The following is a 16,034-nucleotide window of genomic DNA, read 5'->3' on the forward strand; positions in this document are numbered from 1 at the left end:
AGTTCTTATGATTTCGTATGAGGTTGAGTTCCCGACTCAAAAATCGTTTAGCTTAAAAATTAATGGTTACTCTTCAGCAGAGGCACTGGACTGTAAAACGGTTGAGGCTATTGGCGGAGACGTCAAAGTACATATCAATAAGAAAACAATGCTGACTGTACCTTATCGTGAAGACATTACAGCAGACTTTACTCTTGAAGGTTACAAGCAGCGCGCTGAAACTCACGCGAAAACTGTAATCGATCAGATTGTGAATGCGGCTCAGCACCGAGCCGCCGACGATTTAATTCAGGAAGTTACGAACGCGATTGCTTCTTCTGAATTATTTTCTCAACTCTCTTAATCGCTTCGTGAGCATCTGGGGCAGATGAAATTTCAGGCGGTGTAACCTCCTTCAGTACATCCATCAGAACGTCCCCAACATTCTGTTTTGGTGACAGCTTGTTAACAGCTTCAATAATCAAAGAAAAAACCAGTTTATTGGTGGCTTTTTCAATCTTTAATTCACGTTGTAAATCTGCAACTGCTTTTTCCAGTTCTGACATGGAACCCATGGGTATTTTCCTTTTCGGAGGTAATCAGCCATCCCCCCGCGACAGAGTGCGCCAGTGTCCAACCACTGACGGGCTGAATGCTTACCTTAACCAGGGTTAAAACGAAGCAACACCCTGATATTCAGACAGTAGCCGCCATCGTGCGGCTTTTTTATTGGAGATTCGCTGGTGGCTGAAGACATAAAGTTTGTGGTGGTCGGCCATGTTTCTCGCATAGTTCATGCACAACGTCTCGCTGCGATGCTGGATGCCCATCTGCTTATTGATGACGGTAACCACGGTGCGAACTGGAATCATCGGCGTGCGCTTGAGTGGACAGCAGAACAAACCTGCCGGGTAGTTGTTGTTGAAGATGATGCGATGCCAGTGGACTTGTTCTTCACTTCAGTCACGAGCTGGCTTAACCGCTTCCCGGAATCGCTGGTGAGTTTTTACCTGGGCACTGGCCGACCACCACAGTATCAGATGCAGGTAGCCGAACGTCTGATTGTTGCTGACAAGACACGGTCTGACTTCATCACGCTGCCGCGCCTTATACACGGCGTGTGCTACAGCGTACCGCCTCAGCATATTGAACGAGTCCTTTCTCGATGGGACAGCAGCAAGCCCGCCGATTACGCTGTGGGTGATGCTTGGGACGGTTCAGTGGTCTATCCGTGTTACTCGCTGGTGGATCATGCTGATGGTGAGCCTGTTGAGCGTCACCCTGACTCAGCGCCACGCACAGAACGCCGCCGGGCGTGGAGGCTGGCGTGAATAAAGAACCGCGTATCTATGGCAGCAAATGGGACAGAGAGCGTCTGGTGTTCCTTCGCGCACATCCTCTCTGTGTTATGTGCCGGGATCAGGGAAGGGTGGCAGCAGCAACGGTTGTTGACCACATCATTCCGCACAAACTGAAAGAGGCTCTTCGATCTGGTGATGCGGATGCCATAAGCAAAGCCCAGAAGCTCTTCTGGAGCCGCAGTAACTGGCAGGGACTGTGCAAGCAGCATCATGACTCAACGAAGCAGAGGATGGAGAAGCGCGGCACTATCATCGGCTGTGATGAAAGCGGCCTTCCTCTTGATCCTTCTTCACACTGGTTCAAACGATAACATTTCTCATTCGTGAGTGAGCAGGGGAAGGGTGGGGTAAAAGTTCAGGACCGAGGCCCTGAATGACCGCCGCCCAACCTTTTTGTGCACAACCGCGAAATGAAAAGTTTTTTTCCGGGAGGTTCCGATGGCAGGACGACGCCCGAAACCGACCCACCTGAAAGTGGTAACCGGCAACCCGGGCAAACGCAAACTCAACGACAAAGAGCCCACTCCGGCGCGAGAAATCCCAAGCCCACCTGAGCACCTCACTGACTGGGGGAAAGTTGCATGGGGAAAACTGACCGTGCTGCTCGACGGTATGGGTATTTTGACCATTGCCGATACGCTGGCGCTCGAACGTCTCTGTGATATTTACGCCGACATTCTGCAACTGCGTCTGACGATTGCCGACGAAGGGCGAACGTACACTGTGCAGACAGAGGGCGGTTTTTTGATTAAAGCAAACCCGGCGGTTGCCATGCTTGCCGACGCCGATCGTCGATTTAAAAGCTACCTGGTTGAATTCGGTCTCACCCCGGCCGCCAGAACGAAGGTGAAAGTGGATGGTGGAGAAAAAGAAGAAGACCCGTTCAACCAGTTCTTCGGTTGATCCCGCAACGCGATACGCCATGGATGTAGTTTCGGGTAAGGAAATCGCCGGGCCGGATATAAGAAATGCCTGTAAACGACACCTTAAGGACCTTGAATCATGTCATGCCCGGGGGCTGTTTTGGGATACCGAAGCTGCGCAGCGCGCCATCGACTTTTTCGCGAAAGTGCTGAAGCTCAACGGCGGCGAGCATGAAGGTAATCCCTTTATCCTCCTGCCCTGGCAGTGTTTCATTGTTGGTTCGATATTTGGGTGGAAAAACTCTGAAAATTACCGTCGTTTTCGCATGGTGTATGTCGAATCGGGTAAAGGTTCGGGGAAGTCACCGCTGGCTGGCGGAGTAGGGCTCTACTGCCTGACAGCTGATAAAGAACCACGTGCTGAGGTATATGCCGCGGCCACGAAAAAAGACCAGGCCATGATCCTGTTTAGGGACGCGGTGGCGATGGTTGATCAGTCACCAGCGCTGGCGCAGCGGATTAATAAATCAGGCGGAGCCGGGAAGGAGTGGAACCTGGCTTTCCTTCAGACGGGGTCTTTCTTCAGACCCATCAGTTCTGATGATGGACAGTCAGGTCCGCGTCCGCATTGTGCACTGATTGACGAGATTCACGAGCATAAGAACAACCAGGTCGTTGAGATGATGCGCGCCGGTACGAAAGGACGTCGGCAGGCGCTGATTTTCATGATCACCAACAGCGGCCACGATAAAACCAGCGTCTGTTATGACTACCACGAGTACGGGCGCAAGGTAGCAGAAGGTTCGATCGAGGATGACAGTTTCTTTTCGTTCATCTGCTCGCTTGATGAAGGGGAGGACCCGTTTAAGGACGAGACCTGCTGGAAGAAAGCTAACCCCTCGCTTGGTCACACCTTCACAGACCGTTATCTGAGGGAACAGGTCACCCAGGCACGTGGCATGCCGTCGAAAGAGAGTATCGTTCGCCGCCTCAACTTCTGTCAGTGGGTAGACGCCGATAATCCCTGGATGAGCAGCGATGTGTGGATGGGATGTGAAGAGGACTTCGACCTGCATGAATTGCAGGGTGAGGAATGTTATGGCGGCCTTGACCTTTCTGGAAGCCGGGACCTTACCGCGCTGGCGCTGTTTTTCCCGAAAAAAAGAAAACTGCTGGTGGAGTTCTGGACACCGAAAGACACGTTGCTTGATCGGGCTAAAACGGATCGGGTTCCTTATGACGCGTGGGAGCGGGATGGATACATTCATACCACGCCAGGGAAAGCGGTTAAGTACGGATTCGTTGCTGAACGTATAGCTGACCTTTCTCAGATGTTTTTTATCAAGGCGATAGCCTTTGACCAGTATCGAATCAAATATCTTGAACCTGAACTGGAAGATGCCAGCGTATCAGTGCCTTTGATCCCTCACGGGCAAGGGTACTACAAAGCCCAGGAGTCAGGGTTATGGATGCCGCACTCTATTGAGCTGTTCGAACAGCGGCTGGATGACGGCGACATCATCATCAAAACCAATCCCTGCCTGCGCTGGAATGCTGCATCAGCAGTAACCGAAGCCGATCAGAAAGAAAACCGGATCTTTGCCAAGAAAAAGAGTACCGGCCGTATTGATGGCGTAGTGGCATCTGCTATGGCTATTGGTGCATCTGAAGGGGATGTTGGGGATGAGGGCGATGTCGATGGATTTTTTGACGAACCGATCATAGTGGGTATCTGATGGCTAAGAATAAACAACCCGGGCGTGTAAAAAGCGCCCTGTTAAACTGGCTGGGAGTACCAATCAGTCTCACGACAGGTGAATTCTGGCGTGAATGGTATGGCACCAGTAGCAGCGGAAAGGTTGTTACCGCTGATAAAGCGATAAAGCTCTCTGCTGTCTGGGCTTGTGTCAGGCTGTTGAGTGAGTCCATTTCAACACTCCCACTGAAAATATACGTGCGCCAGCCTGACGGGTCTCGAAAGGCTGCGACCGATCACCCGGCCTATTCGGTGCTGTGCCGTCGCCCTAACTCAGAAATGACGCCATCCCGCTTTATGTTGATGGTAGTAGCCAGTATTTGTCTTCGTGGGAATGCCTTCATTGAGAAGAAGTTCATCGCAAACCGCCTGGTTTCGCTGGTGCCTTTGTTGCCGCAGAACATGGTGGTTAAACGTCTCACTACCGGAGCGCTGGAATACAAATACACTGAAAACGGAAACGAACGCATCATTCCAGTTAAAAACATGATGCACATTCGCGGATTCGGGCTGGATGGTGTTTGTGGGATGATGCCAACGATGGCGGGCGTTGATGTATTTGGCGCTGCTATGTCGGTGGATGAAGCGGCAGCAAAAATTTTCGAGAATGGCCTTCAAAGCACCGGATTTTTGTCCTCTGAAAATGCACTGACGAAGGAGCAGCGCGATCGACTGCGCCAGAACCTTCAGTCATTTATCGGTTCAAAAAATGCCGGAAAGCTGATGGTTCTGGAAAATAAATTAACTTACCAGAACGTCACAATGAACCCGGAGGCTGCGCAACTTCTTGAAAGCCGTTCATTCAGCATTGAGGAAATCTGCCGCTGGTTCCGCGTTCCGCCCTATATGGTTGGGCATACGACAAAGCAGAGCAGCTGGGCTTCGAGTCTGGAGGGTATGAACCTTCTTTTCCTGACGCACACCCTGCGACCTTTGCTGGTGAATATCGAACAGGAAATTGGACGGTGCCTGCTTGACAGCGATGATGAGGTGTTCGCGGAGTTCTCCGTAGAAGGACTGTTGCGCGCCGACAGCGCGGGCCGTGCTGCGTACTATACCAGTGCGCTCCAGAATGGGTGGATGTCCCGTAATGATGTGCGCCGTCTTGAAAATATGCCACCGATTGAAGGGGGTGATATTTACACCGTTCAGCTCAACCTGACGCAACTGAAAAATCTCGAAAGCAGCAATCCTGCTGTTCAGGCTCTGGCCCTGAGAGAACTGCATAACCACGTATTCCCTGATATTTCCTTTGAACAATCTCCGCTGAAACAGGCCGCTTAGGAGCACTTTCCTGATGAGCAAAAAACAACTTCCGGCAGCACCGGCGGGTCGCCCCTGCGCGCGAGTCACCTGTGAAACTTTACCCTCCGCCCTGGATCGCTGGGATGGCGGGATCAAAGCCGCGTCCACCGACGACAACAGTATTTCTGTTTTTGACGTGATCGGGCAGGACTACTGGGGTGAAGGCGTAACAGCCAAACGTATCGCCGGTGCGCTACGGGCGATGAATGGCGCCGACGTCACGGTCAATATCAACTCCCCTGGCGGTGACATGTTCGAAGGCCTGGCAATCTACAACCTTCTGCGTGAATACGAAGGCCGTGTGACGGTGAAGGTGCTCGGTATTGCCGCCAGCGCCGCCTCGGTCATTGCGATGGCCGGGGATGAAATTCAGATCGGTCGTGGTGCCTTCCTGATGATCCACAACTGCTGGGTCTACGCGATGGGTAACCGCCATGACTTTGCGGAACTGGCACAGTCTCTTGAGCCGTTCGATACCGCTATGGCAGACATCTACGCGGCGCGTTCCGGCCTTGATATGGCAGCCGTTCAGAAACTGATGGACGCCGAGAGTTATATCGGTGGCAGTGACGCTGTGGCGAAGGGACTGGCAGACAGCCTGCTTTCTGCTGATGCGGTCAGTGATGGCGATGAATCACCCGCGGCCGCGCTTCGCAAACTTGATGCGCTGCTGGCTAAAACCAACACCCCGCGCTCTGAGCGCAGAAAACTCATTAAAGCCTTATCCGGTGGCATGCCTGGCGCTGTCACCACCAACGACGGTACGCCGGGCGCTGCCGAAGATATCAAACCTGAAACCCTCAATTCACTTGAAAGCGCTCTTGCGGCGTTAGTCAAATAAGGACCCTTTATGTCTGAAGTAAACGAAATTCTGAAAAAAGTCACTGCCAGCATTGAAGATGCAACCAGCAAATTCAACGCGAAAGCAGAAGAGGCACTGACCGAAGCGAAAAAGAATGGTCAGCTCTCAGCTCAGACCAAAGATGTTGTAGATAAAATGGCGACAGAGCTCAATGCTCTTAAGGAAGCTGAAAAAACCCTTAAGGCCAGCCTTGGTGAGCTGGAACAGCATGTTGCCCAAATGCCATTGAACAACGCTGCTAAAGTTACCGAAACTGTTGGACAGGTGGTGATTAATAGCGAGGCGTTGAAGGCCTTTGCCGCGAGCGTTGAAGGCAATAAGCGCGTAAGCGTCCCAGTTCACGCGGCCTTGCTTTCTACAGATGTTGCAGATGGCGTGGTTGAACCACAGCGACTGCCTGGCATCGACACTGCACCAAAACAGCGTCTCTTCATTCGTGATCTGATTGCGCCTGGCCGCACATCTTCACCGGCTATTTTCTGGGTGCAGCAAACGGGCTTTACCAATGCAGCGAAAGTCGTTGCAGAGGGGACTGCCAAACCTTACAGCGATATTGAATTCGCAACTAAAATCACGCCGGTGACAACCATCGCGCACATGTTTAAGGCATCCAAGCAGATCCTTGACGATTTCGCTCAACTCCAGTCTACGGTTGACGCTGAGATGCGTTACGGCCTGAAATATGTTGAGGAACAGGAAATCTTGTTCGGCGACGGAACTGGTGTGCACCTGCACGGCATCGTTCCTCAGGCCTCAGCATTCGACCCGGCATTTTCTGTTGAGAGCCAGAACGGGATTGATGATCTGCGCCTGGCAATGCTTCAGGCTCAACTGGCTCGTTTCCCTGCATCTGGCCACGTTCTGCACTTCATCGACTGGGCGAAAATTGAGCTCACAAAAGACAGTCTGGGCCGCTATATCCTGGCTAACCCGGCATCTCTGACTGGCCCTACGCTTTGGGGGCTTCCGGTGGTAGCAACTGAGGCAGCAGCTTTCCAGGGCAAATTCCTGACAGGCGCATTCAATGCCGCAGCTCAACTGTTCGATCGTGAAGATGCCAACGTGGTTATCTCCACCGAAAACGCCGACGACTTCGAGAAAAACATGATCTCCATTCGCTGCGAAGAACGTCTGGCGCTGGCTGTGAAACGCCCTGAGGCGTTCGTTTACGGTTCATTCAGCACCGGCGCGGGTAGCTGATAACTATTGCGGCCTTCGGGCCGCTTTTTTTCGGGGCAAACAAATGCTTGAACAGAATGTGGTGAAACAGCATTGCCGCATTGATACCGACTTTACGGGTGATGATGCTCTGCTGGAGATTTACACAGGTGCAGCGGCCCGGTACGTCCAGACATGGACACGGCGAACGCTCTATGAAAAGGAAAGCAGCCCTGGCTACGCTGACGATCCGGACCCGATACTGCTCAATGATGATGTTAAGGCAGCCATGCTACTGCTTATCGGTCACTGGTATGCAAACCGGGAATCCGTGTCCATCGGGCAAACCGTTGCAGAGGTCCCGCTTGCAGTTGAAGCCCTGCTTCAGCCATACCGAATTTACGGAGTGTAGGAGGAGTTATGCAGGCCGGAAGACTGAGAGATAGGGTGGTAATTCAGAACATCACAACATCGCGTGATCCTTCTGGTCAGCCTGTTGAAACGTGGCATAACGGTGCAGAAGCCTGGGCAGAAGTTAAGGGCATCAGTGGGCGTGAGTTGGTAGCCGCTGGTGCTGAAACCGCAGTCGCAACCATCAGGGTATGGACACGATTTCGTAGCGATATAACTGCTGCGTCCAGACTCAGGGTTATGACTGGCCCGCTCAAGGGGGCCATTTTAAATATCATTGGTCCGCCGATACCTGATTCTCGCGGCATTCAGCTCGAAATTCTTTGTAAGCAGGGGATCGAAAAATGATAGACACGAGCCTCGATTTTTCTGGGTTAAATGATATCGCAAAGGACCTGGAGGCGCTTAGCCGCGCTGAAAACAACAAGGTCCTGCGTGATGCTACGCGCGCCGGTGCCGAAGTGCTTAAGGAAGAAGTAATCGCACGCGCACCAGTGCGCACCGGGAAACTGAAAAAAAACGTGGTGGTGGTGACCCAAAAAAGCCGCCGCCGCGGGGAGATTTCTTCCGGCGTCCATATTCGTGGCGTTAACCCGCGCACCGGCAACAGCGATAACACGATGAAGGCGAATAACCCGAGAAACGCCTTTTACTGGCGATTCGTTGAGCTGGGCACCGCGAACATGCCTGCACATCCGTTTGTGCGACCCGCTTACGATACTCGCGAGGAAGAGGCCGCCAGCGTCGCCATTGCCAGGATGAATCAGGCTATTGATGAGGTATTGAGCAAGTGAATGAAGATAATATCTACGCCTTGCTTTCTTCCCTGGCAGAAGGACGGGTATACCCCTATGTTGCGCCATTAGGTAGTGACGGGAAACCGTCTGTCTCTCCACCCTGGATTATCTTTTCCATCGTCGATGATGTTTCCGCTGACGTACTGTGTGGCCAGGCAGAGAGCAGGGTTTCCGTTCAGGTCGATGTGTATTCCACTTCGATCGCTGAATCACGATCCCTGAGAGATTTGGTGCTCGCTTCGCTTGAGCCGTTAACCCCTACAGAGGTGGTAAAAATCCCCGGGTACGAGCCAGATTATCGGCTCTACCGTGCCACCCTGGATTTTAAAGTTACCCCCTGACAATTAATTCACCCAACGAACCCGCCTGATGGCGGGTTTTCTTTTTCCAGGAGACAGCTATGTCTGCACTTTATGAAAAATCGCAGCTGACGAAGATCCTTATTTCCTCCCTGCCAGCCACCAAAGAAACGATGGATTCCGCAACCTTCCTCGATCTGAGTTGCACCATCAAAGAAATTCAGTTCACCGGTGGTCAGAAGCAGGATATCGACGTAACAACACTTTGCTCTACCGAGCAGGAGAACATCAACGGCCTGCCTTCTCCGTCAGAAATCTCTCTGTCCGGCAACTTCTACAAGAATCCGGCGCAGGACGCCTTGCGTGAGGCCTATGACAACGATACGACCTACGCTTTCCAGGTTATCTTCCCGTCCGGCAAGGGCTTTAAGTTCCTGGCTGAAATCCGCCAGCACACCTGGTCTTCAGGTACCAACGGCGTAGTGGCGGCAACGTTCTCCCTGCGCCTGAAAGGTAAGCCTGAAAACATCGAGTCTGGCTCCTGAGAGGTCGCATGAAGAATATTAAAAATCTCGCCCTGGCTAAGATGTCGGGATTTCGTCATAAGACGGTCGCCGTTCCTGAGTGGGAAGGCGTCAAAGTGGTTCTCCGTGAGCCGTCTGGAGAAGCCTGGCTGCGCTGGCAGGAGGTGGTGAAAGCGGGTGCTGATGATGAAAATGTGTCGGTATCGGAAAAGGCACACCGTAATCTTTGCGCTGACGTGGTGCTCTTCATTGACGTCCTGTGCGACACCGATAAGCAACCGGTATTCAGCGTAGACGAAGAAGAGCAGGTGCGTGAAATCTACGGCCCCGTCCATTCACGCCTGCTCAAGCAGGCGCTTGACCTGATCAACAACGCGGACGAAGCGCGGGAAAAGTCTCAACCCCCGGCGTAAAGTTTCTGATGTCGCTTGCGCTCCGGATGGGGCGCACGCTTTCAGAACTACGGCAGAGCATGACTGCAAGCGAGCTTCTGATGTGGATTGAGTTCGACAGGCAAAGTCCGGTTGGCGATATCCGTGGCGACATTCAGGCAGCCCAGCTCGTCTCTGCCATCTACGGTTCGCAGGGGGCAAAAGTACCGCTGGACGATGCGATCCTGCGCTGGGGTGGCGATGAGCAATCAGAACCGAAGGACCCGTTTGCTGGGCTTGAGGCTGCACTTACTGCCGCGACGCAGTGACTTTTGACCCAGATAATATTAGGATTCTTAGACTGATAATGCTGGGGAACCAAAATGGAAATTTTACTAGTTTCAATTGTTATAGGCTTAATTCCAGCCTTAATTGCTCAAAGCAAAGGAAGATCTTTCTTTGCATGGTGGGTGTATGGTGCTCTGCTATTCATAATTGCTTTTGTACATTCTTTGGTAATAAAGAAGGATGTTGCGGCAGAAGAAAAAGACTTAATTGAAAACGATGGTATGAAGAAGTGCCCATTCTGTGCAGAGTTAATCAAAAGCGAAGCTATTAAATGTAAGCACTGTGGTAGTGATTTAGCAGTCGATTCCCCACCGGTTAAGACTGATGAAGAATACCTCGAAGAAGCCAGGCAAAAGGTCTGGAAACAATAAAAATAAAACCGCTTCGGCGGTTTTTTGTAAGCGTCCAGCGAGAACCGTATTGACGGGGATGCGTTATTCAATTGGCAGTGCTACGCGCCAGGGGAGCAGTTCGCTGACCCGGTTGACTGGCCAGTCCGCTATGACGTTAAGGACGTGACGGAGGTAGCTTTCTGGATCCACGCCATTCAGTTTGCACGTCCCGATCAGGCTGTACAGCAGCGCTCCTCGCTCACCACCGTGGTCAGAGCCGAAGAACAGCCAGTTTTTACGCCCCAGACTGACCAGCCGTAGCGCATTTTCAGCGATGTTGTTATCGGCTTCGGCCCAGCCATCTTCCGCATAGTACGTCAGTGCCGGCCACTGGTTCAGGGCGTACGTGAACGCCTTCGCCAGCTCCGAGTGTCGCGACAGCGTTTTCATCTTTTCACGCAGCCAGCTTTCCAGGGCTTTCAACTGTGGTTTAGCTTTTTGCTGACGTTCAGCAAGGCGTTGCTCCGCCGGCATTCCCCTTATCTCCGCTTCAACGGCATACAGCTCGCCGATACGCTTCAGGGCTTCATCCGTCAGCGCCGACGGTGTGCGGACGTGCACATCGTGGATTTTACGGCGGGCGTGAGCCCAGCAGGCGGCTTCCGTTATCTGGCCATCGCGGTACAGCTCGTTGAACCCGGCGTACGCATCCGCCTGCAGCACACCACTGAACCCTGCAAGATGGGTCTGAGGGTGGATGCCTTTTCTGTCCGGGCTGTAAGCGAACCACACCGCCGGCGCGACTGCTGATCCAGCGTTGCGGTCATCACGAACATACGTCCACAACCGCCCGGTCTTCGTCTTCTTATTGCCCGGCAGCAGCACCTGGACCGGGGTGTCATCGGCATGGAGTTTACCGTCGGTCAGGACATAGCCCTGAAGCGCCTCTTCCAGCGGTGACAGCAGCCGGCAGCATGCATCCACCCAGCCCGACAGCAGTGAGCGGCTCAGCTCCACACCCTGGCGGCTGTATATTTCTGACTGCCGGTACAGCGGGGTATGTTCTGCATACTTTGAACTCAGCACGCGGGCCAGCAGCCCCGGTCCGGCGATACCCCGCTCGATGGGACGTGAAGGCGCGGGGACCTGCACGATGGCATCGCACTGAGTACAGGCATGTTTTTCCCGCACGGTCCGGATAACCCGGAAGGCGCTGCGCATCAGCTCCAGTTGTTCAGCGGTATCTTCACCCAGGTAGCTCAACGCACCGCCACAGTCCGGGCAACACGGCTCTGCTGGCAGCAGTCGCTTTTCGTCACGGGGGAGTGATTCGGGGAACGGTTTGCGGGTACGGGTCTGGCGCAACGGGCGTTGCACGGCCGGGTCATCCACCCGACCGGTCAGCGTATCGCTCTCTTTCTGAAGCCGGTTCAGGTCGGCTTCCATCTGTGCGATACGGCGGGAGATCTTTTCGGAACGGCTACCGAAGTTCATCCGGCGAAGCTTATCCAGTTGCGCCTGCAGATGGTCTATTTCGCGCTCCCGGTCGGCCAGCTTTTCCTGCAGGGCGTGGATCAACGCTTCCTGTTCAGCCAGGCACTGTTTCAGCAGAAGGATGTCGTCAGAAGAGGTGTCGTTCATAAGCCCGCATTTTACCAGGCTTATTCTGCGACAACCAGGATAAAGAGACCTACAGCATAGTCAGGGAGGTCATCAACCGTTTCGGCTGTCGCCAGTCGATGCCTTCCAGCAGCATTGCCAGCTGCGCCGGTGTCAGGAACACTTTGCCATCACGGGCTGACGGCCAGGCGAAGCGCCCACGCTCCAGTCTTTTGGTCAGCAGGCACAGCCCGTCTCCGGTAGACCACAGCAGTTTTACCTGGCTGCCGCTGCGGCCCCGGAAGATGAAGACGTGGCCGGACATCGGATCGTCTTTCAGCGCCATCTGCACCTTTGCGGCCAGACCATTGAAGCCGTTTCGCATGTCGGTAATGCCGGCAACCAGCCAGATTTTGGTCCCGGAAGGTAACGGGATCATCGCTTCAGTTCCTGTATCAGCAGAGTCAGGAGCTTTTCGCTGACAGTACCGTTGAGGCGAAGCGTCCCGTGCCGGAACGTTACCTCACAGCTGATACTGAGCTCTGGGTCCTCTGCGGGCGGTTCTGGCTGTACGGCGGTGGCATCGAGAGTCACAGGGAGTAAATGAGGACTCTCAGGTGAAGGTAATAGCAGCTTTCCCTCGCGCCACTGCTGGCGCCATTTAAATAGCAGATTGGCGTTAATGCCATTTTCGAGCGCCAGTTTTGAGATGGATATCCCGGGCTCGCAGGAGGCGGCAACGAGCTGCTGCTTAAACTCAGGAGAATAATTAGGGCAGCCTTTACGCCTGCCGGAAGTCACATTTTTCTGCATATCTGACACTTTGGTTCCCACCACTATTTGGTGTACACCACTTTGTCGAATACATCAGATTATGACCAGACGGCTCTCGCTGGACGCTTACGGTTTTTTTACGTCTGGAGTTAGACTAAATGGCAACTTTACGTGAGTTAATAATCAAAATTTCCGCTAACTCGCAATCATTCCAGACGGAAATTTCCCGCGCTTCACGTATGGGGCAGGATTATTACCGCACCATGCAAAATGGTGGCCGTCAGGCTGCCGCTGCCGCCCGAGAGAGCGAAAGGGCGTTATCTGATCTGACCGCTGGGTTTGCATCGGCAGGAAGAGCCGCTGCTGCTGCTACGGCCGCTTTTGCGACTGGTAAGCTCGTGCAGATTGCTGATGAGTGGAATTCAGTAAACGCCCGTCTTAAGCAGGCATCATCTTCAGCTGATGATTTTGCTGCCTCTCAGCGCCAGTTAATGGAAATCAGCCAAAGAACTGGCACCGCGTTTTCAGACAACGCAAACCTTTTTTCACGCGCAGCTGCTTCAATGCGTGAGTTTGGGTATAGCTCTGACGAAGTTCTGAAAATTACCGAAGCTGTTTCTACCGGCCTTAAACTTTCGGGGGCTAATACTCAGGAAGCGAGTTCTGTTATCACTCAATTCAGCCAGGCTCTGGCGCAGGGCGTTCTTCGCGGTGAAGAATTCAACGCCGTTAACGAAGCAGGTGATCGTGTTATCCGCGCACTTGCCGCCGGAATGGGCGTGGCCCGCAAAGACCTGAAGAGCATGGCTGACCAGGGGCAACTTACGATTGATAAGGTTGTTCCTGCATTAATGAGCCAGTTGGGCTCATTACAGGGTGAGTTTGCCAGCATGCCGCAAACAGTTTCCGGATCCCTGCAAAAAGTCACAAACTCGTTCATGGCATGGGTTGGAGGTGTCAACCAGGCTACAGGTGCTACCGATGCGCTATCTGGTGGCCTAGACGGAGTTGCCCAAACGCTTGATTCATTTACCTCTTCGGCAGTAAGCGGCGCACTAAGTGATGTTGCAGACAATATGTCCACGATCACAACAGTGGCGGGTGCACTTGTTGGCGTTGGGCTGGCAAGGTATCTCAGTGGAGTAGTAACTAGCGCCACGAGCGCAACCGGCGCGCTAATTTCTGCGGCTAAGTCAGAGGTTGCTCTTGCCGTTGCACAGGATAAGGCTGCGCAGTCTGCCGTTGCCGCCTCAAGGGCGGAGGTTTATAGGGCTCAGCAAGCTGTACAGAGATCGCGTAGCGCAGATGTTCAGGCTGCGCAGCAAGAGAAAATTGCTGCGGCAGAAGCAAAAGTCACTGCAGCCCAGGCCAGGCTGACTACCGCTCTAGCCAGCGGTTCTGCTACAGAGAAAGTCAGAGCCAGAACAGCGCTTGAGCGTGCGCAGGCAGGTCTGGTGGCAGCAAAAAACGCCGATGCACAGGCTATCGCTGAAAGACGCCTGGCTTCCGCGGAGGCCGCCAGAGACCGGAACCTTGCAAATCGTGTTACCACCCAAAGCAATCTCAATAGTGTCACATCTGTTGGCACCCGCCTTTTAAGCAGTGCCCTCGGGCTCATTGGCGGCGTGCCGGGATTGGTGATGCTTGGAGCCGGTGCCTGGTATGCGGTGTATCAAAATCAGGAGCAGGCTCGGCGCTCTGCTCAGGAGTATGCCAGCACGATAGATGAAGTCAGTAAAAAGACGAGGGCAATGACCCTTCCTGAAGCTTCAGATAATGCAGAGAAAACTCGTGCCGCACTGAATGAACAAAACAGGCTAATTGATGAACAAAAGAGCAAGGTTGAAAGCCTGAAAGAGCAGATAGCTGGTTATCAGTCAGTGATTAGTAATCCCGGTCCAACTACCAGCGGTGGTTTCATGATTAACCACCTGACATATTTGGACACTGTGACTCGTGGGCTGGCTACGGCTACAGAGCAGTTATCTGTTGAGCAAGAAAGACTTGCTCAGATGCAGCAAGAATCCGCTTCTATTCAACAGGTTCTGGAAGGGCTTGAACATCGCCGGGTGGCACTCATTCGAGAAGAGGCTGCTAATCAAAACCGGGCTTATCAATCTCTCCTGTTGATGAATGGGCAGCATGACGAATTTAACCGTCTGCTGGGGCTGGGAAATCAGCTATTAATGGCTCGGCAAGGGCTGGCGAACGTCCCTCTCAGACTTCCTCAGGCCGACCTCGACAAAAAGCAAACCGATGCCCTCGAAAAGAGCCGTCGGGATCTTGAGTTGTCACGCCTGAAGGGTGAGGCCAAAGAGCGCCTGCGTCTGAGTTATGCAGCCGATGACCTGGGGTTAACCAGTGATCCGCAATTCCAGACAGGCCGTCAGGAGTTGATTAATAACGGTCTTGCTGAATGGCGGAATAATGAGGCCAACAAACCTAAGGCGAAGGGTGGTAAAACCGAAGGCGAGAAAACCGAGGATGTGTATAAGCGCCTTATCAAGCAGCAAAAAGAGCAGATTGCCCTGCAAGGCCAGAATACTGAACTGGCGAAGGTTAAATACCAGGTCAGCCAGGGCGAGCTTGCTTCTCTGACAGAAGCCCAGAAAAAGACGGTATTGCAGAATGCTGCGCTCATTGACCAGGTTAAATTGCGTGAGCAACTGCGAAATTACGAAGCCAACCTTGCTGACAGTAACGCCAGCGCCCGCGCAGCCAATGAAGCGCAACTGCTGGGCTATGGGCAGGGAGCCAGGTTCCGTGAAAGACTTCAGGAGCAGTTCAATCTGCGTAAGGAGTTTGAGCAGAAGAATACCGATCTTCTCCGCCAGCGTCAGGCTGGTGAAATCGACGAGACGTTCTATCAGCAGGGGCTGGCACTTAATAAGCGCTACCTCGAAGAGCGCCTGCGCGACCAGGAGGGATATTACGCAGCTTCTGATGCTCAGCGTGACGACTGGATGACGGGACTGTCTGAGGGTTATGCGAACTGGGTGGACGAAGCCACTGATTATTCTTCCATGGCCGCTGACGGCATGAAGCAGGCCATGGGTGGCGCGGTCACCACGATCACCGACATGCTCAATGGCAACGTTGACAGCTGGAAGGACTGGGGCGTGAGCGTACTGAAGATTATCCAGAACGTTCTGGTGAACATGGCTGTTGCTAATGGCGTCAGCTCAATTGGATCACTGTTCAGTTTTGGTGCCTCGTCAGCCGCAACCGCCAGCAGCGGTACCGCTATTCAGAATGCTGGCGCGAACTTCACATTTAATGCGAAGGGTAATGTTTA

20 protein-coding genes and 1 pseudogene are annotated in these 16,034 nt (G+C 53.2%); 17 read left to right on the forward strand and 4 right to left on the reverse strand.

Annotated elements, in window-relative coordinates:
- Window positions 1–7: 7 nt before the first annotated feature.
- On the forward strand, window positions 8–343 hold the full coding sequence (locus ACOTX5_RS07905; protein WP_045326224.1) for a hypothetical protein: 336 nt from the start codon (window positions 8–10) through the stop codon (window positions 341–343).
- Here ACOTX5_RS07905 and ACOTX5_RS07910 read toward each other — a convergent pair.
- Window positions 297–554: a hypothetical protein gene (locus tag ACOTX5_RS07910; protein ID WP_032665356.1), complete on the reverse strand. Its 258-nt coding sequence runs from the start codon at window positions 552–554 to the stop codon at window positions 297–299. The two genes, ACOTX5_RS07905 and ACOTX5_RS07910, sit on opposite strands and share 47 nt — an antisense overlap.
- A 165-nt stretch (window positions 555–719) precedes the next feature.
- Between ACOTX5_RS07910 and ACOTX5_RS07915 the strand changes: the two genes are divergently transcribed.
- From ACOTX5_RS07915 to ACOTX5_RS07985, 15 genes and pseudogenes are all read left to right on the forward strand, one after another.
- Entirely contained in the window at window positions 720–1,310 is a 591-nt protein-coding gene (locus ACOTX5_RS07915; RefSeq protein WP_045326229.1) for a hypothetical protein, read from the forward strand.
- A complete protein-coding gene (locus tag ACOTX5_RS07920) occupies window positions 1,307–1,651 on the forward strand; it encodes an HNH endonuclease (RefSeq protein WP_045332798.1) in 345 nt (114 codons plus the stop codon). Before ACOTX5_RS07915 ends, ACOTX5_RS07920 begins: the two co-directional genes overlap by 4 nt.
- A 127-nt stretch (window positions 1,652–1,778) precedes the next feature.
- Window positions 1,779–2,243 (forward strand): phage terminase small subunit P27 family, encoded by a 465-nt coding sequence (locus tag ACOTX5_RS07925; RefSeq protein WP_058671565.1) that lies wholly within the window; start codon window positions 1,779–1,781, stop codon window positions 2,241–2,243.
- Window positions 2,197–3,939: a terminase large subunit gene (locus tag ACOTX5_RS07930; protein WP_080339344.1), complete on the forward strand. Its 1,743-nt coding sequence runs from the start codon at window positions 2,197–2,199 to the stop codon at window positions 3,937–3,939. The genes ACOTX5_RS07925 and ACOTX5_RS07930 overlap by 47 nt, the downstream gene beginning before the upstream one ends.
- Entirely contained in the window at window positions 3,939–5,243 is a 1,305-nt protein-coding gene (locus ACOTX5_RS07935; protein ID WP_045911168.1) for a phage portal protein, read from the forward strand. Before ACOTX5_RS07930 ends, ACOTX5_RS07935 begins: the two co-directional genes overlap by 1 nt.
- Window positions 5,244–5,256: 13 nt before the next feature.
- The gene (locus ACOTX5_RS07940) at window positions 5,257–6,105 is read left to right on the forward strand and encodes a head maturation protease, ClpP-related (RefSeq protein WP_063849991.1); all 849 of its coding nucleotides are present in this window, start codon (window positions 5,257–5,259) and stop codon (window positions 6,103–6,105) included.
- A gap of 9 nt (window positions 6,106–6,114) precedes the next feature.
- Window positions 6,115–7,326, forward strand: a complete 1,212-nt coding sequence (locus tag ACOTX5_RS07945; RefSeq protein WP_023296252.1) for a phage major capsid protein — start codon at window positions 6,115–6,117, stop codon at window positions 7,324–7,326.
- Between the two features lie 43 nt (window positions 7,327–7,369).
- On the forward strand, window positions 7,370–7,696 hold the full coding sequence (locus ACOTX5_RS07950; RefSeq protein ID WP_063945236.1) for a head-tail connector protein: 327 nt from the start codon (window positions 7,370–7,372) through the stop codon (window positions 7,694–7,696).
- Between the two features lie 8 nt (window positions 7,697–7,704).
- The gene (locus tag ACOTX5_RS07955; protein ID WP_032659088.1) at window positions 7,705–8,043 is read left to right on the forward strand and encodes a phage head closure protein; all 339 of its coding nucleotides are present in this window, start codon (window positions 7,705–7,707) and stop codon (window positions 8,041–8,043) included.
- Window positions 8,040–8,489, forward strand: a complete 450-nt coding sequence (locus ACOTX5_RS07960) for an HK97-gp10 family putative phage morphogenesis protein (RefSeq protein ID WP_044703926.1) — start codon at window positions 8,040–8,042, stop codon at window positions 8,487–8,489. Before ACOTX5_RS07955 ends, ACOTX5_RS07960 begins: the two co-directional genes overlap by 4 nt.
- Window positions 8,486–8,833, forward strand: a complete 348-nt coding sequence (gene gp17 / locus ACOTX5_RS07965) for a tail completion protein gp17 (RefSeq protein ID WP_022648886.1) — start codon at window positions 8,486–8,488, stop codon at window positions 8,831–8,833. The genes ACOTX5_RS07960 and gp17 overlap by 4 nt, the downstream gene beginning before the upstream one ends.
- A 59-nt stretch (window positions 8,834–8,892) precedes the next feature.
- Window positions 8,893–9,312 (forward strand): annotated as a pseudogene (locus ACOTX5_RS07970) (phage tail tube protein); the annotation flags it as partial.
- A gap of 32 nt (window positions 9,313–9,344) precedes the next feature.
- Complete coding sequence (locus tag ACOTX5_RS07975; protein ID WP_001549114.1) at window positions 9,345–9,728, forward strand: phage tail assembly chaperone; 384 nt, start codon at window positions 9,345–9,347, stop codon at window positions 9,726–9,728.
- Between the two features lie 8 nt (window positions 9,729–9,736).
- A complete protein-coding gene (locus tag ACOTX5_RS07980; RefSeq protein WP_032619858.1) occupies window positions 9,737–10,015 on the forward strand; it encodes a phage tail assembly protein T in 279 nt (92 codons plus the stop codon).
- A 54-nt stretch (window positions 10,016–10,069) separates the two neighbouring features.
- Window positions 10,070–10,405, forward strand: a complete 336-nt coding sequence (locus ACOTX5_RS07985) for a zinc ribbon domain-containing protein (protein ID WP_016240210.1) — start codon at window positions 10,070–10,072, stop codon at window positions 10,403–10,405.
- 63 nt (window positions 10,406–10,468) lie between these two features.
- On the opposite strand, the gene ACOTX5_RS07990 is transcribed toward ACOTX5_RS07985, so the two are convergent.
- The 3 genes from ACOTX5_RS07990 to tnpA are packed head-to-tail and all read right to left on the reverse strand — an operon-like array spanning window position 10,469 to window position 12,778.
- Window positions 10,469–12,007, reverse strand: coding sequence for an IS66-like element ISSgsp1 family transposase (locus ACOTX5_RS07990; protein WP_063945305.1), 1,539 nt, complete (start codon window positions 12,005–12,007; stop codon window positions 10,469–10,471).
- Window positions 12,008–12,056: 49 nt separating this feature from the next.
- Entirely contained in the window at window positions 12,057–12,404 is a 348-nt protein-coding gene (gene tnpB / locus ACOTX5_RS07995) for an IS66 family insertion sequence element accessory protein TnpB (RefSeq protein ID WP_040115192.1), read from the reverse strand.
- Window positions 12,401–12,778: an IS66-like element accessory protein TnpA gene (tnpA, locus tag ACOTX5_RS08000; protein WP_015060490.1), complete on the reverse strand. Its 378-nt coding sequence runs from the start codon at window positions 12,776–12,778 to the stop codon at window positions 12,401–12,403. The genes tnpB and tnpA overlap by 4 nt, the downstream gene beginning before the upstream one ends.
- A gap of 119 nt (window positions 12,779–12,897) precedes the next feature.
- Here tnpA and ACOTX5_RS08005 point away from each other — a divergent pair.
- Window positions 12,898–16,034: phage tail tape measure protein (locus tag ACOTX5_RS08005; RefSeq protein WP_421632447.1), on the forward strand; the 3,137-nt coding region annotated here is incomplete at its 3' end.

Origin of the sequence: Enterobacter cloacae complex sp. IR5441, assembly GCF_049238215.1 — a bacterium.
GTDB lineage: Bacteria > Pseudomonadota > Gammaproteobacteria > Enterobacterales > Enterobacteriaceae > Enterobacter > Enterobacter hormaechei_C.

What these genes read in the sequence shown, in the direction of transcription:
- ACOTX5_RS07980 (WP_032619858.1), top strand. Translation starts at nt 9,737, where the DNA reads ATGTCGCTTGCGCTCCGGATGGGGCGCACGCTTTCAGAACTACGGCAG.
- ACOTX5_RS07925 (WP_058671565.1), top strand. Translation starts at nt 1,779, where the DNA reads ATGGCAGGACGACGCCCGAAACCGACCCACCTGAAAGTGGTAACCGGC.
- ACOTX5_RS07935 (WP_045911168.1), top strand. Translation starts at nt 3,939, where the DNA reads ATGGCTAAGAATAAACAACCCGGGCGTGTAAAAAGCGCCCTGTTAAAC.
- ACOTX5_RS07955 (WP_032659088.1), top strand. Translation starts at nt 7,705, where the DNA reads ATGCAGGCCGGAAGACTGAGAGATAGGGTGGTAATTCAGAACATCACA.
- ACOTX5_RS07960 (WP_044703926.1), top strand. Translation starts at nt 8,040, where the DNA reads ATGATAGACACGAGCCTCGATTTTTCTGGGTTAAATGATATCGCAAAG.
- ACOTX5_RS07910 (WP_032665356.1), bottom strand. Translation starts at nt 554, where the DNA reads ATGGGTTCCATGTCAGAACTGGAAAAAGCAGTTGCAGATTTACAACGT.
- ACOTX5_RS07990 (WP_063945305.1), bottom strand. Translation starts at nt 12,007, where the DNA reads ATGAACGACACCTCTTCTGACGACATCCTTCTGCTGAAACAGTGCCTG.
- ACOTX5_RS07950 (WP_063945236.1), top strand. Translation starts at nt 7,370, where the DNA reads ATGCTTGAACAGAATGTGGTGAAACAGCATTGCCGCATTGATACCGAC.
- ACOTX5_RS07905 (WP_045326224.1), top strand. Translation starts at nt 8, where the DNA reads ATGATTTCGTATGAGGTTGAGTTCCCGACTCAAAAATCGTTTAGCTTA.
- tnpB (WP_040115192.1), bottom strand. Translation starts at nt 12,404, where the DNA reads ATGATCCCGTTACCTTCCGGGACCAAAATCTGGCTGGTTGCCGGCATT.
- ACOTX5_RS07975 (WP_001549114.1), top strand. Translation starts at nt 9,345, where the DNA reads ATGAAGAATATTAAAAATCTCGCCCTGGCTAAGATGTCGGGATTTCGT.
- ACOTX5_RS07945 (WP_023296252.1), top strand. Translation starts at nt 6,115, where the DNA reads ATGTCTGAAGTAAACGAAATTCTGAAAAAAGTCACTGCCAGCATTGAA.
- ACOTX5_RS07940 (WP_063849991.1), top strand. Translation starts at nt 5,257, where the DNA reads ATGAGCAAAAAACAACTTCCGGCAGCACCGGCGGGTCGCCCCTGCGCG.
- ACOTX5_RS07985 (WP_016240210.1), top strand. Translation starts at nt 10,070, where the DNA reads ATGGAAATTTTACTAGTTTCAATTGTTATAGGCTTAATTCCAGCCTTA.
- tnpA (WP_015060490.1), bottom strand. Translation starts at nt 12,778, where the DNA reads ATGCAGAAAAATGTGACTTCCGGCAGGCGTAAAGGCTGCCCTAATTAT.
- ACOTX5_RS07930 (WP_080339344.1), top strand. Translation starts at nt 2,197, where the DNA reads ATGGTGGAGAAAAAGAAGAAGACCCGTTCAACCAGTTCTTCGGTTGAT.